12 protein-coding genes and 1 pseudogene are annotated in these 15,133 nt (G+C 65.7%); 9 read left to right on the top strand and 4 right to left on the bottom strand.

The window, feature by feature from the left end; all coding sequences use genetic code 11:
* Window positions 1-59 precede the first annotated feature (59 nt).
* Both BM197_RS09685 and BM197_RS09680 read left to right on the top strand, forming a co-directional pair.
* Window positions 60-2,249: a DEAD/DEAH box helicase gene (locus BM197_RS09685; protein WP_090710951.1), complete on the top strand. Its 2,190-nt coding sequence runs from the start codon at window positions 60-62 to the stop codon at window positions 2,247-2,249.
* 29 nt (window positions 2,250-2,278) lie between these two features.
* On the top strand, window positions 2,279-2,611 hold the full coding sequence (locus BM197_RS09680; protein WP_245762480.1) for a DUF6804 family protein: 333 nt from the start codon (window positions 2,279-2,281) through the stop codon (window positions 2,609-2,611).
* A 53-nt stretch (window positions 2,612-2,664) separates the two neighbouring features.
* Here the strand turns inward: BM197_RS09680 and BM197_RS09675 are convergent, their stop codons facing one another.
* Together BM197_RS09675 and BM197_RS09670 are read right to left on the bottom strand one after the other, a co-directional pair.
* Window positions 2,665-2,874, bottom strand: a complete 210-nt coding sequence (locus BM197_RS09675) for a hypothetical protein (protein WP_090710950.1) — start codon at window positions 2,872-2,874, stop codon at window positions 2,665-2,667.
* Window positions 2,875-2,938: 64 nt separating this feature from the next.
* Entirely contained in the window at window positions 2,939-3,196 is a 258-nt protein-coding gene (locus tag BM197_RS09670) for a mycoredoxin (RefSeq protein WP_090710949.1), read from the bottom strand.
* A gap of 138 nt (window positions 3,197-3,334) precedes the next feature.
* Here BM197_RS09670 and BM197_RS09665 point away from each other — a divergent pair, with 138 nt between their 5' ends.
* A complete protein-coding gene (locus BM197_RS09665) occupies window positions 3,335-4,363 on the top strand; it encodes a 6-phosphofructokinase (RefSeq protein WP_090710948.1) in 1,029 nt (342 codons plus the stop codon).
* 97 nt (window positions 4,364-4,460) lie between these two features.
* Here BM197_RS09665 and BM197_RS09660 read toward each other — a convergent pair whose 3' ends face one another.
* Window positions 4,461-6,578, bottom strand: a complete 2,118-nt coding sequence (locus BM197_RS09660) for a S9 family peptidase (protein ID WP_090710947.1) — start codon at window positions 6,576-6,578, stop codon at window positions 4,461-4,463.
* 30 nt (window positions 6,579-6,608) lie between these two features.
* Here BM197_RS09660 and BM197_RS09655 point away from each other — a divergent pair.
* The 4 genes and pseudogenes from BM197_RS09655 (at window position 6,609) to BM197_RS09640 (ending at window position 11,017) form a co-directional block, all read left to right on the top strand.
* Window positions 6,609-7,447 (top strand): annotated as a pseudogene (locus tag BM197_RS09655) (aldo/keto reductase).
* A gap of 18 nt (window positions 7,448-7,465) precedes the next feature.
* Window positions 7,466-9,352, top strand: coding sequence for a DUF2207 domain-containing protein (locus BM197_RS09650; protein ID WP_090710946.1), 1,887 nt, complete (start codon window positions 7,466-7,468; stop codon window positions 9,350-9,352).
* A gap of 157 nt (window positions 9,353-9,509) precedes the next feature.
* The gene (locus BM197_RS09645; protein WP_090711208.1) at window positions 9,510-10,685 is read left to right on the top strand and encodes an inorganic phosphate transporter; all 1,176 of its coding nucleotides are present in this window, start codon (window positions 9,510-9,512) and stop codon (window positions 10,683-10,685) included.
* Window positions 10,686-10,693: 8 nt separating this feature from the next.
* The gene (locus BM197_RS09640; RefSeq protein WP_090711210.1) at window positions 10,694-11,017 is read left to right on the top strand and encodes a peptidase; all 324 of its coding nucleotides are present in this window, start codon (window positions 10,694-10,696) and stop codon (window positions 11,015-11,017) included.
* Window positions 11,018-11,322: 305 nt separating this feature from the next.
* Here BM197_RS09640 and BM197_RS09635 read toward each other — a convergent pair whose 3' ends face one another.
* On the bottom strand, window positions 11,323-12,600 hold the full coding sequence (locus tag BM197_RS09635; protein ID WP_090710945.1) for a uracil-xanthine permease family protein: 1,278 nt from the start codon (window positions 12,598-12,600) through the stop codon (window positions 11,323-11,325).
* A gap of 164 nt (window positions 12,601-12,764) precedes the next feature.
* Between BM197_RS09635 and BM197_RS09630 the strand changes: the two genes are divergently transcribed.
* Window positions 12,765-14,201 carry an NCS2 family permease gene (locus BM197_RS09630; RefSeq protein ID WP_245762479.1) on the top strand — a complete coding sequence of 479 codons (1,437 nt, stop codon included), beginning with the start codon at window positions 12,765-12,767 and terminating at the stop codon, window positions 14,199-14,201.
* Between the two features lie 32 nt (window positions 14,202-14,233).
* A complete protein-coding gene (locus tag BM197_RS09625) occupies window positions 14,234-15,130 on the top strand; it encodes a phosphodiesterase (protein WP_090710943.1) in 897 nt (298 codons plus the stop codon).
* Window positions 15,131-15,133: the final 3 nt, after the last annotated feature.

The following is a 15,133-nucleotide window of genomic DNA, read 5'->3' as shown; positions in this document are numbered from 1 at the left end:
AGCGCCCGCATGTCTCGGCCAGTGGCATCCGCCTGGTCATTCGACTGCTCAGGAGGAGCATGCCGCACACCGGTACACGACGTTCATCCGGCCGACAGGCCAACCGGGGCTCATCGTCCTCGCGCGGTTCCTCTTCGAGGGGATCCGGCTCGCGACATGACGACGAAGCGCCCATCATCCCGATCCTCGCCCGCAAGGTGCGCGAGGTCGAGGCAAAGGCCCAGAAGGGCAAGGTCGGTCCGACCAACCGGACCAAATTCCAGGTGATCGCGTTCCTCGTTCGCGAAGAACGCGCCAAGGTCAAGGCAGACAAGGAACTCAGCGACGCGTCCCGGGTCGAACTCCTCAAACGCCTCGACGGCGTGGCGACCATCCTGGCCAAGACCGCGGCTCGTGACACCTCGCTCATCACCCTCCTCGAGGCGGATGCAGCGACGACACCCGTCGCGCAGAAGCTGCGGCGCGACTGGCTGCTCGAGTCCGGCGCAGAACTCAGCCCGGACGAGCTCATCATCACGACGAACAAGCCATCGGTCGAAGAGGTCGTCCCGGCGGAACTCGCCGAGAAGCAGGTCGTTCCGCAGTCGGTGAAGTCCCGCCTGCTCGCGAACCCGTTCCTCGCCCCCGACCTGGACCAGCCGGCCCCACCGCCGCCCGTCCGCGGCCGCCTCGGCAATTGGGAACTCATGGGACCGCTCTACAAGGCATTCGAGCAGGGCTCGGGCGGCCGCGCCGCCAGCATGGAGCTGCCAGAAGCGCCGAAGATCGACCGCCTGTCACCGAAGAATCTCGAGATCATGCGGCACCAGGCGCGCTTCGTCGAATCCGTGCGCGAAGGACACCGTACCTTTCTCCTCGCCGACGAACCCGGCCTCGGCAAGACCGCACAGTCGGTGCTCGCCGCTTCGGTGGCGAACGCGTACCCGCTCCTCGCCGTCGTGCCGAACGTCGTGAAGATGAACTGGGCACGTGAAGTGGAACGGTGGACCCCCAACCGTCGCGCCACCGTTGTGCACGGCGACGGCCAAGACCTCGATGCCTTCGCTGACGTCGTCATCGTCAACTACGAAGTACTCGACCGGCACCTCGCGTGGCTCGGGACCCTCGGTTTCAAAGGCATGGTCGTCGATGAGGCCCACTTCATCAAGAACATGCACTCCCAGCGCTCCCAGCATGTGCTGTCGCTCGCCAACCGCATCCGCAAGCAGACTCCTGGCGGAAACCCGCTCCTGATGGCGCTGACAGGAACCCCGCTGATCAACGACGTCGAGGACTTCAACGCCATCTGGCAGTTCCTCGGCTGGACCCAGGGCGACAAGCCCGCGCATCAGCTGATGGAGAAGCTCGAGGAGACCGGACTCACCCCCGCCGAACGGGAGTTCTACCCCGAGGCGCGCAGCGCCGTCATCGACCTGGGCATCGTGCGTCGCCGCAAGGTCGACGTCGCGAAGGACCTCCCGTCGAAGATGATCGCCGACATGCCCGTCGAACTCGACGACGACCTCGGCCGGTCGATTCGCGACGCAGAGCGTGAACTCGGCGCGAGGCTCCTCGCCAAGTACCGTCGGATCCTCGAAGCCCGTGGCGAACGCGCATCGTTCAACGGCGGTCCTGACACCGACATCATGCGCCTCGTCGCCCAGGGCGAGCTCGATGAGGCGAAGGCCTCTGGCGGCGCCGAGAACGTCTTCACCATGGTGCGCAAGATCGGCCAGGCCAAGGCGGTCCTGGCATCCGACTACACCGCGCAACTCGCGCACTCCGTCGGCAAGGTGGTCTTCTTCGCGAAGCACATCGACGTGATGGACACGGCCGAGCAGGTCTTCGCCGGCCGTGGCCTGCGCACCGTGTCGATTCGAGGCGACCAGTCGACTCCCGCCCGCCAGCAGGCGATCGACGCATTCAACAACGACCCGTCCGTCGCCGTCGCCGTGTGTTCGCTCACTGCGGCCGGTGTCGGCCTCAACCTCCAGGCCGCATCGAACGTGGTGCTGGCTGAGCTCAGCTGGACCGCCGCCGAGCAGACGCAGGCGATCGACAGGGTTCACCGGATTGGCCAGGAAGAGCCTGTCACCGCCTGGCGGATCATCGCAGCACATACCATCGACGCGAAGATCGCGGAACTCATCGACAGCAAGCAGGGACTCGCAGCCCGCGCGCTCGACGGCAGCGACCAGGACATCACGTCGAGTGATTCGGTCCAGCTCAACGCCCTCATCGCGCTGCTTCGCGACGCGCTGGAGGCGTAGCAGTGGCGAAAGCGGCCGTGAAGCCCGCGGTGCCAAACTTTACGCGACCGGCGCTCGCCCCGGGCATCCTCGCGGCGATCGTGCTGTTCGTCGGGGTCGCCCTGATCGACAGCAGCTGGTTCATCGTCGTGCGTTTCGTCGTGGCGATCCTTGCCGTGATCGTCGCGTGGTTCGCGATTGCGGGACGCAGATGGTGGTGGCTGGTCGTCCTCGTGCCGATTGTCGTGCTGTGGAACCCGGTGTTCCCGCTGGGGCTCACCGGAACAGGCTGGATGTCGGCGCAGCTGATCGCACCGATCTTCCTCGTGGCGGCGGGCATCATGATCACCGTGCCGCGGTCAGAGGCGCCGGAACGCCGCTGACCTGAGCACAGCTAATCCGCGTGCGCCTCTCTGTCGGGCGCCGTGCTGAACAACTACGCGCCCGGTTCGGGCGTCAGTTCCTCGGCCTCCGCAGGTGAATCTGCCTTCACCGAAGGGTCCTCCGCGACGCGATCTGCCTGCTCACCCGGATCCTCGGTCACCGACTCGCTCGTGTCGCCGGCCGGATCGTCGGCGACGAGGTCGGCATCCTGCGGCACGGAGAAGTCGCTGAGCGGGTCGTTGTCGTTCGTGTCGTGTGTCATGGTTCGAGGCTACGCGCGCGCAGCATCGAACTCCACCCATTGCGGAGTGAGGGGCGGAGTGACGTCAGGCGCTGAGCGCGGCCTTCACGGCCATGAGCGACGGGTTGGTGGCCGTCGAACCGTCGGGGTAGACCACGGTCGGCACCGTCTGGTTGCCGCCGTTGACGCTTGCGACGTACTCGGCCGTACCAGGAACATCCTCGATGTTGATCTCGATGTACCCGATGCCCTCTTTGTCGAGCTGTGACTTGAGGCGGCTGCAGTAGCCGCACCAGGTCGTTGAGAACATCGTGATCGTGCCGTCAGCGGGGATGAAATCCATGGTGAAAGAATCTTTTCGTCGGGACTGGAACAGGGCGGGGACCGCCGACCAGCGAACGGGCCGCGTCTCACGCTATCCTCAAGTCAGCAACGTCGCTGCCCTTTTCATTCCCCCAGCTCCAGTACGAGGAACAACCCTATGAGAATTGGTGTGCTCACCAGCGGTGGCGACTGCCCCGGACTGAACGCCGTCATCCGAGGCGCTGTGCTCAAAGGCACTCGGATCCACAACCAGGAGTTCGTCGGCATCCGCGACGGGTGGAAGGGTCTCGTCGAAGGGCTGACCATGCCGCTCGACCGGCACAGCGTCCGCGGGCTCGGCAAGCAGGGCGGCACGGTCCTCGGCACCAGCCGCACCAACCCGTTCGAAGGACCGCACGGTGGTCCCGACAACATCCAGGCTACGATGGACCGGCTCGGAGTCCAGGCGCTCATCGCCATCGGCGGCGAAGGAACCCTCGCCGCAGCGAAGCGGCTGACGGATGCCGGGCTCAAGATCGTCGGCGTACCCAAGACGATTGACAACGACCTCGACGCCACCGACTACTCGTTTGGGTTCGACACCGCAGTCGAAATCGCGACCGAAGCCATCGACCGACTCCGCACCACCGGTGAATCCCACCGGCGCTGCATGGTCGTGGAGGTGATGGGCCGTCACGTCGGCTGGATCGCCCTGCACGCCGGTATGGCTGCCGGTGCCCACGCCATCCTCATCCCCGAGCAGCCGCAGTCGATCGACCAGATCTGTGCCTGGGCGCAGAGCGTTGGCGATCGCGGGCGTGCGCCGGTCATCGTCGTCTCAGAGGGGTTCACTCTCGACACGATGGAAAGCGCGCACTCGGAGAAGGGCCTCGACGCGTTCAACCGTCCGCGCCTCGGTGGCATCGCCGACGTGCTCGCACCGATCATCGAGGAGTGCACCGGTATCGAATCCCGTGCCACAGTGCTTGGGCACCTCCAGCGGGGTGGCGTTCCGAGCGCGTACGACCGTGTGCTCGCCACGCGCCTCGGCATGGCGGCGATCGACTCCGTCATGAAGGAGGAGTGGGGGACCATGGTCTCGCTGCGGGGAACCGACATCGTCAACGTGCCGTTCGAGGATGCCCTCGGTGGGCTCAAGACGGTGCCTCAGGACCGTTACGACGAGGCTGCGATTCTCTTTGGCTAGAGCGAAGCTCTAGCAAAGGCGGCAGCCAGTACCAAGGTAATCTCGGGAACGTGACGGCGACCCCCAGCCATCTCGGCTGTTCGCGGCCGCCGGAAGCTCAGCTCGCGAGCCCCAGGGTGTCGAGCACCCACGCCAGCTCGTACGCCCGCTCGCGCCACGCGTTGTACCGCCCGCTCACGCCGCCGTGCCCAGCGTTCATCTCAACCTTGAACTGTACCGGGGCGCCGACCTCGCGCAGCCTGGCGACCCACTTCGCGGGCTCCACGTAGAGCACGCGGGTGTCGTTGATACTCGTCACAGCGAGGATCCGCGGGTATTCCACGTCGTCCCGCACGTTCTCATAGGGGGAGTACGACTTCATATATCCATAGACGTCAGCGTTCTTCAGCGGGTTTCCCCACTCGTCCCACTCGATGACGGTGAGCGGCAGGTCCGGGTCGAGGATGCTCGTGAGCGGGTCTACGAAGGGAACCTCGGCGAGGATGCCCGTGAACAGTTCCGGCGCGAGATTCGCGACGGCACCCATCAGCAGGCCGCCGGCGCTTCCGCCTTCGGCCACCATGGCATCCGGCGTCGTGTACCCGGCATCGACGAGGTGCCGCGCACACGCGACGAAGTCGGTGAAGGTGTTCTTCTTGCTGAGCGTCTTGCCGTTCTCGTACCAGGCCCTGCCGAGCTCACCGCCGCCGCGCACGTGGGCGATCGCGAACGTCACCCCGCGGTCGAGCAGGCTGAGCCGCGCAATCGACATCGCCGGGTCCATGCTCGCTTCGTAGGATCCGTAACCGTAGAGCAGAAGCGGAGCCGGGCGCGACGTGCCGCGTTTCCAGACGAGTGAGATCGGCACCCGGGTGCCGTCGTCGGCCGTCGCCCACTCGCGTGCCTGCTCGTAGTCGTCGGGGGAGTAGCCACCGAGAACCGGCTGCTGTTTCAGCTGCGTGAGTTTGCCGCTGGCCACGTCGAGGTCGTACACCGTTGCCGGCGTGACGAGCGACCCGTATGACAGCCGGACGGTCGGCTGTGCCCACTCCGGGTTCGCGGATGCCCCGACGGTATAGAGCGGTTCGTCGAAGCCGACTTCGCGCACGTCGATCGCGTCTGGCGACGAAACACCGTCGAGCGTGGCGATGGCAAGCCGGCTCAACCCGTCACGGCGGTAACCGAAGACGAGGTGACCGGCAAAGGCCTCCACGTCTTCCAGCCGCACCTCGTCGCTGTGGGCTCGCACGACCATGGCGTCCCCTGGGCCGTTGCCCGTGGCATCCGGCGATACCGCGACGAGCTCGAAATTGGGCGCGTCCGCGTTGTGCAGGATCAGGAGGGTGTCTTCACCGCCGATCACCGCGTGCTCGACGGAGTATTCGACATCGTCGCGTCGCGGCCAGACGACGCGTGGTTCGGTTGTGACATCGTGGCCGTCGATGAGCAGCCATTCGCTGGTGACACTCGAGGAGACGACGACCTGGACGTATCGGGAACTCCGGGTCACGCCGACGCCCACCCAGAACCGCTCGTCGGGTTCGGACAGAACGAGAACATCGGCTCGTGTCGGCGTGCCGACCTCGTGGCGCCAGAGGGTGTCAGGCCGCCAGGATTCATCGACGGTGGTGTAGAACACGAACCGGCCGTCAGGCGAGAACACGGCGCCGTGTGAGGTGTTCTGGATCTCGTCGGCAAGGTCCTCACCGGTCACGAGGTTGCGGACGCGCAGGGTGAACCGTTCATCGCCCTCGGTGTCAACGGCCCAGGCGAGGAGTTCGCCGTCCTGGGAAACATCGAACGAGCCGAGCGAGAAGAAATCGTGACCCTCGGCTTCAACGTTTCCGTCGAGGAGAATCTGTTCCCCTGGCACATCGACGCCCGGCTCGAGCGCCGGGGGAGTCCAGTCGTTCTCATCGGCGATCGGAGCGCGGCAGTGGATGCCGTATTCCTTGCCCTCGACGCTCCGGCCGTAGTACCACCAGCTCCCCTCGCGGACCGGCACACTGAGGTCGGTTTCGAGAGTGCGGCCCTTGATCTCGCCGAAGATCGTCTCCCGCAGGCCGGCGAGGTGTGCGTTCTGCTGCTCGGTATAAGCGTTCTCGGCATTGAGGTGCGCGATCACCTCGGCACTCTCCTTGTCGCGCAGCCACTCGTAGTTGTCGATCACGGTGTCGCCGTGGTGGATTCGCTCGGTTGGGTGCGTCGCCGCGCGCGGCGGAAGAAGAGAAGCCATGCTGCAACGCTACCCGCGTAGGGTCGAGGCATGAGCATCCTGCGCGCCCACACGTTGCACGACGGCCACACGATCCCCGCCATCGGGTTCGGCACCTACCCGCTGAAAGGGCAGGAGGCGACGGATGCCGTCATCAGCGCCCTCGACATCGGCTACCGGCTCATCGACACCGCTGTGAACTACGGCAACGAGGGTGCCATCGGCCGGGCGATCGCCGAGAGTGACGTGGCCCGTAACGAGATCGTCCTCACCACGAAGCTTCCCGGCAGGGACCACGGCTACGCCGAGACCATGCGTTCCTTCGATGCGTCGTGCGCGGCACTCGGGGTCGACACCGTCGACCTGTACCTGATCCACTGGCCGAACCCCCGCGTCGGCCGGTACGCCGAAAGCTGGAAGGCCATGGCCCAGTTGCAGAAGGACTCGCGGGTGCGCTCGATCGGCGTCTCCAACTTCACCGAGGAGTTGATCGAGCGGATCGGAACCGAAACCGGTGTCCTGCCAGCTGTGAACCAGGTCGAGCTGCACCCGTATTTCCCCCAGGAGGCACTCGTCGCGTTCCACGCCGAGCACGGGATCGTGACGGAGGCCTGGAGTCCGCTCGGCAAGCGAGCCGCCCCGTACCAGGAATCCGTTGTCGGCGACATCGCCGCAGCGCACGGGATCAGCGCCAGTCAGGTGGTGCTGCGCTGGCACCAGTTGCGCGGCGTCGTGCCGATTCCGAAGTCGGCGCATCGGACCGCCAGCGTTCGAACTTCGACATCCCGCCGGTGGAACTGAGCACGGAGGAGATCGCCGCGATCACCGCACTCGGCCGCGCCGACGGGCGACTGTTCGGCGGAGACCCGAACACCCACGAAGAAATGTAGTGCTCCTAGGCTGAGGTCATGTCCCTTCAGCCGAGGCCCGATTCCCGTTCGACTCGCCGCCGCAGCACCGCGGCGATTGTGCTCGCCTTCGCCGCCGCGGGTGTGCTGTGGCTTCCCGTTCCTGCGGTTGCCGCGGATCCCGGCATCCGCTCTGGCGTATCGGATTTCACCTTCAGCTCGTTCGACGGCGAGTACACCCTCGGCAGGGATGACCAGGGTCATTCGACCCTCACCGCCATCGAGACGTTCGTTGCACAGTTCCCCGACTTCGACCAGAACAAGGGCATCATCCGGGCCATCCCCGAGGGCTACCTCGGCGTCGACCTGCACACGCAGGTTGTTTCGGTGACGGATGCCAACGGCAACCCGGTCCCGTACGACGACTCGGAGACGGAGGACGGCTTCATCCAGCTGGCGCTCGGCACGGACGACTACGTCCGCGGCAGCCAGACCTACGTGATCGAGTACACGCAGCGCGACGCCGTGCGCGCCTTCGCTGACACCCAGGCAGACGAGTTCTACTGGGATGCGCCCGGGACCGGTTGGGAGCAGCCGTTCGCCGAGGCACAGATGCGTGTCGTGGTTCCCGAGGAACTGACCGGCGCACTGACCGGACAGTCCGCCTGCTACGTGGGACCGGAAGGGTCGACGAGGCAGTGCGAACTCTCAGAGACGAGCGTCGGTGGCGGGAGGGAGTTCGCGTCACCCGTCGCCGGGCTCGCACCGGGCGAAAACTTCTCGCTGGCGATCGCCTTCGACAAGGGCACCTTTGTGACGCCCGAGATTCCGTCCACGTGGCCGGTATTCACCGTGGTTCCTGCCGCGCTCGCGGGGGCAGGCGTGCTCTCGTTTCTCGCAGCCTTTGCCGCGAGGCGCCGGCACACGCGAGACGCTCCAGGCCGTGGCATCATCGTGCCGCAATACACAGTGCCGAAAGCACTCGACATCTTCGTCGCTGCAGACCTGATCGGCAAAGCAGCGAAGGCGATGCCTGCCCTGATTCTCAGCCTCGCTGTGAGGCGCAACCTGCGGATCATCGACGACGGCGAATCGTCGTCGCTGTTCTCGTCGAAGACGGACTATCGGCTGCAATTCCTGACGGATGCCGGAGCATCCGCCGCGGACGTCGAGGTCCTCGATGCGCTGTTCGGTCAACGCAGGCGGCCAGGCGCGATGAAGGACCTCAGCGCCACTGACACCGAGCTGGCAAAAGAAGTCCAGGCTTTCGTAGCGGGCGCGCCAGAGGCATCCGTCGACGCCGGGTACCGGGTGAAGCGAAGGGTTCGTGGTGCCCGCTGGTTCATCGCGGCGGCCATCATTGCGCTCGTTGCCCTCTTCGGACTGTTCATCGCCGCCGTGGCCCTGTACGGCGTCAACGCGTGGGTCGTGCTCTCCGGTGTGGTCGGGTTGGCTGCGACGATAGGGACCTTCTTCGCCGTCTCCTCCCGCAAGGCGCTGACAGCGGAGGGCGCCGAGGTGCGGGACTACCTGCTCGGCCTTCGCGAGTACCTGGCGCTGGCTGAGGCCGATCGCATCGCAATGCTGCAGAGCCCGGCCGGCGCAGAAAGGGTCAGCGTCGAGGACTCGGTCCACCCGGGCAACATGGTCGAGATGGTGGCCTTCTACGAGAAGCTCCTGCCGTTCGCGGTCCTCTGGGGAATCGACAAGCAGTGGGCCGAGGAGCTGGGGCGCTACTACGAACAGGCGGGCACTGGTCCGGACTGGTACTCGAGCAGGTCCGGTTTTTCTCCGTATGCCTTTTCCGCAGGCGTCGGGACCTTCGCGACCTCTTCCGGTTCGTCGACGCCGTGGTCTGCCAGCGCTACGGCGTCGAGTTCGGGCGGCTCTGGAGGCGGCGGCTTCTCCGGTGGTGGGGGCGGCGGTGGTGGTGGCGGCGGGCGCTGACATCCGTCGCAACACCGGGCTCAAGTTGACGCGTGCACCGAGCGGTGTAATCATCATTACGGCCGACTCAACTGGCAATCCTGTTTTCATGAACTCCCGGTGAATTCTCTCCGGGCCTTGTGCGTGCGGGGGAGTCCTTACTCAGAGAACTATGCCGGTGGACATCACCCTTATTATCGTGCTCGTCATTGCACTAGCTCTTTTCTTCGACTTCACTAACGGATTCCACGACACCGCGAATGCGATGGCAACACCCATCGCAACGGGCGCTTTGAAGCCCAAGGTCGCCGTGGGTCTCGCCGCGATCCTCAACCTCGTGGGCGCTTTCCTGTCGACGGAGGTGGCGAAAACCATCTCGGGCGGAATCATCAAAGAGGGCGACGAGGGGGTACTGATCACGCCGGAACTGATCTTCGCCGGTTTGATCGGCGCGATCGTCTGGAACATGGTGACCTGGCTGCTCGGTCTGCCCTCGAGTTCCTCGCACGCCCTCTTCGGCGGGCTCATCGGAGCCGCTCTCGTCGGTTTCGGCATCGGTGCGATCGACTTCGGCGTGCTCATGTCGAAAGTCATCCTGCCCGCCGTTCTGGCGCCGCTCACCGCAGGCCTGATCGCCTTCGTCGCTACGAAGCTCGCCTACGGCGTCACCCGCCGTTACGACGGCAAGCCAGACGGTCGATCCGGCTTCCGGTATGGCCAGGTGTTCTCCTCGTCCCTGGTAGCGCTCGCGCACGGCACCAACGACGCCCAGAAGACGATGGGTGTCATCACGCTGGCCCTCATCTCGGTCGGTCTGCTGGCGCCGGACTCGGGCCCCCCATTCTGGGTCGTCGTTGTCTGCGCCGTCGCGATCGCCCTCGGTACCTACATGGGTGGCTGGCGCATCATCAAGACGCTCGGCACGGGACTCACCGATGTGAAACCAGCACAGGGATTCGCCGCCGAGACAAGTACCGCCGCCACCATCCTCGCCTCCAGCCACCTCGGCTTCGCTCTCTCGACCACACAGGTGGCATCCGGGTCGGTCATCGGCTCCGGAATCGGTCGCCGCGGCTCAACCGTTCGCTGGAAGACGGCGGGCCGCATCGCCATCGGCTGGCTGTTCACCCTGCCTGCCGCCGGGGCTGTCGGGGCTCTCGCGGCACTCGTCGCGCACCTCGGCCCGTGGGGAGTCATCCTCGATGCCGTCGTTGGTATCGGAACGATCGTCTTCATCTTCCTCTGGTCGCGCCGCGACACTGTCGGGCACCACAACGTTGTCAGTGAGGTCGCGGCATCCGGCGAGGCGGTCGTCATCGCCCCCGAGATCGAGCCGAAGAAGGTAGCAAAGTGATCGACTGGATGGGATTCATCGTTGTTCTCGTCGCGGCGCTTACCGGCACCGTCCTGGTCGTCGGGTTCTACGCCCTCGGCCTGAAAATGCTTGTTCGTGCCGGGCGGGTGCCTGTCGTCATCCCTGCCGCGTTCACGGATGCCATCACCGTGTTGACCCCCGCTGAGATCAAGTCGGCGGCGAAGAAGGCAGCCAAAGCCGCGCGGAAGAACCCGCTGACGCCGATGCAGAAGCGCGTCGCGCTCATCGCTGCGTACTGCTGCTTCACGGTGTGTGGGCTCGCGATCCTCTTCGGGATCTACCTCATCGTGCCGGCGCTGCACGGCGGCTGATCCGCCCCACCCGCTCCGTTCCGCCCGATCCGACCGGCCTCGCCGCGGCGAATTCACCCGCTTCGGACGGGGGCATCGGGTGCGCGGGGGGAGTGGTCCGTAGCGCGTGAGCCGGTGCGGGTCCCTTGCGGATGCCGTTCGGGTCGACTGTTTCGGTCGGCGGCACTCATTCGTGCGGGATCACGCGCTTCGGACGGGGGCATCCGGTGCGCCGGGTGAGTGGGTCCGTAGTGCGTGTATTTGCGGATGGGCGGCGGCCCGAAGCGCGCGGGCCGGTCCGCCCCGCCCGCCCCGGACCGGCAGCCTCAGTCCGTACCGCGGAGGCGCCCGAGGGTGTTCATCACGTGGTAGATCACAATCGCGGCGATCGTCCCGAGCGCGATGCCGTTGAAGATGACGTCGCCGAACTGCCAGGTGTAGTTCGCGATGCCGATGATGAGCGCCGTCGCAGCGGTGAACTGGTTCTTCGGCTTCGAGAAGTCGACCTTGTTGTCGAGCCAGATCTTCACGCCGATGATCCCGATGAGGCCGTACAGGGCGGTGGTGACACCGCCGAGCACCCCGGCAGGGATCGTGTTGATCACCGCTCCCACCTTCGGCGAGAGACCGAGGAGGATCGCGACGATGCCCGCGACCCAGTACGCAGCCGTCGAGTACACGCGGGTGGCGGCCATCACGCCGATGTTCTCGCCGTATGTCGTCGTCGCCGAACCGCCGCCGAAGCCAGCGATGACGGTCGCGAGTCCATCGGCGAACAGGCCACGGCCGGTGAGCTTGTTGATCGACTGGTCCTCGACCATCTGTGCGACGCCGCGGATGTGACCCACGTTCTCGGCGATGAGAACGAGGACGACCGGCAGGAACGCGGGCAGGATCGCCCAGAGCGCCGGGTTCGTGAACGGGTTCGCTGGGCTGTTGAATTCAGGCAGGCCGACCCATGCCGCTTTCGCGACAGTGTCGAAGTTCACCTCGCCGAGGAACACAGCGGCGATGTAACCGACCACGACGCCGACGAGGATCGACATCCTCCCCAGGATGCCGCGGAACAGAACGGATGCCAGGACGACGGCTCCGAGGGTGATCGTCGCGGTCAGGGGCGCGGTCTGGAAGTTGTTCCACGCCGCTGGGCCGAGGTTGAACCCGATGAGCGCGACGATGGCGCCGGCGACCACGGGAGGCATGAGCGCGTTGATCCAGCCGATCCCGGTGACCTGCACGAGCAGGCCGACGAGCGCGAGCAGGATGCCGACGATCACGATGCCGAACAGCGCGCTCCCCATGCCCTCGGCTGTGGTTGCCACGGTGATCGGGGCGATGAAGGCGAAGGAGGAGCCCAGGTAGCTGGGGAGCCGATTCTTCGTGATCAGCAGGAAGAGGAGTGTGCCCAGTCCGGAGAACAGCAGCGTCGTCGACGGCGGGAAGCCGGTGAGGATTGGGACGAGGAACGTCGCGCCGAACATCGCGACGACGTGCTGTGCACCCAGTCCGATCATCCGCGGCCAGCTGAGTCGTTCGGCTGGGCCGACCACCTCAAGGGCGCCGACGTTCTTTCCGTCACCGTGCAGTTTCCAGGGCAGCGCCATGCGTTCTTCTTTCCGAGAGGGGGAGGGGAGTACCTCCGATACCGTATCGGCAATACGAGACGTGCGCAGACGAGCATCCAGCTGGCAATAAGCTGTAATTCTGCGCGCCACGTGAGTATCCGCTGGTGTCGCCCCATCACCTCTTTTCTTGGAAGGGCCCCCGCGTGGCAACGACAACTGCTCCAACCGTCAAGAACCGTGTCGACGGGTTCTTCGAAATAACCAAACGGGGCTCGACCTTCGGTAGCGAGGTGCGCGGTGGCCTGGTGACGTTCGTGGCGATGGCGTACATCGTCATCCTCAACCCCATCATCCTGTCGAGCGGTGTCGACATCGATGGCAACAGCCTTGGCTTCGCACAGCTGTCCGCCGTCACCGCGCTGACCGCCGGCGTGATGACCATCCTCTTCGGCGTGATCGCGCGCCTGCCATTCGCATTCGCCGCCGGCCTCGGCATCAACTCGTTTCTCGCGTTCAGCGTCGTCGGGCAGGTCACCTGGGCCGAGGCGATGGGTCTTGTCGTCATCAACGGCCTGCTCATCGTGTTGCTCGCCGCGACCGGGCTGCGGCGCCTCATCTTCGAAGCCGTGCCGATCCAGCTGAAGATCGCCATCACGGTCGGCATCGGCCTCTTCATCGCGTTCATCGGGTTCGTCAACGCCGGACTCGTCACGTCGACGGGCCAGGCGTCGCCGCCGGTCGGCCTGGGCACCAACGGGTCGGTGACCTCGCTGCCGACGATCGTCTTCGTGTTGACGCTGCTGATCACCGGTGTTCTCGTCGCACGCAAGGTGAAGGGCGCGCTGCTCATCGGCATCCTCGTCGGCACCGTCATCGCCTTGATCGCCGAGGCGATCTTCCCCGTCGGAGCGTCGAACGGCGGCGAAAACCCGGGCGGCTGGAGCCTTTCTGTCCCCGCGTTGCCGAGCCAGATCTTCAGCGTGCCCGACCTCAGCCTGATCGGCCAGTTCAGCTTCGGCAGCTTCGAACGGATCGGCGTTCTCGCCGCCCTCATGCTGGTCTTCACGCTGGTCTTCACGAACTTCTTCGACGCCATGGGCACCATGACCGGCCTCAGCAAGGAAGCCGGTCTTGCCGACGCGAACGGCAACTTCCCGCGCCTGAAGTCCGCGCTCATCGTCGAGGGTATCGGCGCTGTCGCCGGTGGTGCGTCGAGCGCGTCGTCGAACACCGTCTTCATCGAGTCAGGCGCGGGGATCGGCGAGGGCGCCCGGACAGGGTTGGCGAACATCGTCACCGGTCTGCTCTTCGTGCTGGCCATGTTCCTCACGCCGCTGACGAGCATCGTGCCGAGCGAGGTTGCATCCGCTGCGCTCGTCATCGTCGGTGCGCTGATGATGTCGCAGATCCGCGACATCGAATGGACCGAGTTCTCCACGTCGCTGCCCGTCTTCCTGACGGTGACCGTCATGCCGCTGACCTACTCGATCGCAAATGGCATCGGCGCTGGGTTCATCGCCTGGGTGATTCTTCGCTCGCTGAGCGGCAAGGCGCGCGAGATCAGCCCGCTGCTCTGGATCGTCGCCGTCGGGTTCCTGATCTACTTCGCACGCGGGCCGATCGAGGCACTTTTCGCCTGATCGGCGTCGGCGGTGCTGGCTAGGCTGGGCGCATGTCCATTCAGCTTGGCCAGTATCCGCCCGCTCGCCAGGTGCTGGTGCACCTGAGCGATACCCATTTCCTCGCCGGGGGAGCACTCCTGCACGGCGGGCTCACCACCGAGTCGAATCTGGAACGTGCTCTCGCGCAGGTCGAGGCAACGGGCATCCGCCCCTCTGCCCTGGTTTTCACCGGAGACCTGACCGACCTCGGTGAAACGGATGCATACGCCCGGCTGCGCGATCGGGTCGAGCCGGTGGCCGCGCGGCTGGATGCTGAACTCATCTGGCTGATGGGGAACCACGACGAACGCGGGCCGATGCGCCGCCAGCTGCTCGGACAGGAGGAGTCCGACACCCCGATCGACCGGGTCTGGAACCTTGGCGGGCTGCGCTTCATCGGACTCGACTCGAGCGTGCCAGGATTCCACCACGGTGAACTCGAGGATTCCCAGTTGGAATGGCTGGCCGCCGAACTTGCGACCCCGGCCGAGCTCGGCACGATCGTCGGCCTCCACCACCCGCCGGCGCCTGCCCCGCAACCGCTGTTCGACCTTCTCGAACTGCGCGACCAGTCCCGGCTTGAGACGGTACTTCGCGGAACGGACGTGCGGGCGATCCTCGCCGGGCACCTCCACTTTGCGATGACGTCGATGTTCGCCGGAATCCCTGTGTCAGTGGCCGCCGCAACCTGCTACACGATGAATCTCGGCAACCCGCCGAGATCGACGAACGGGATGAACGGCGGGCAGTCCTTCAACCTCCTTCACGTCTACGAAGACCGCATCACCCACTCGGTGGTGCCGATCGGCGACTTCGAGACCTCCGATTTCTTCAGCGACGCCTTCATCGCCGAGATGGAGGCACTGACCCCCGAAGAGCGGGTAGAGGCCTTCTCCCGCAAGCGCTGACGG

This window comes from Mycetocola miduiensis, from assembly GCF_900115155.1.
Lineage (GTDB): Bacteria > Actinomycetota > Actinomycetes > Actinomycetales > Microbacteriaceae > Mycetocola_A > Mycetocola_A miduiensis.
The sequence above is the reverse complement of the archived record's forward strand: the minus strand, read 5'-3'. Positions and strand labels throughout refer to the sequence as shown.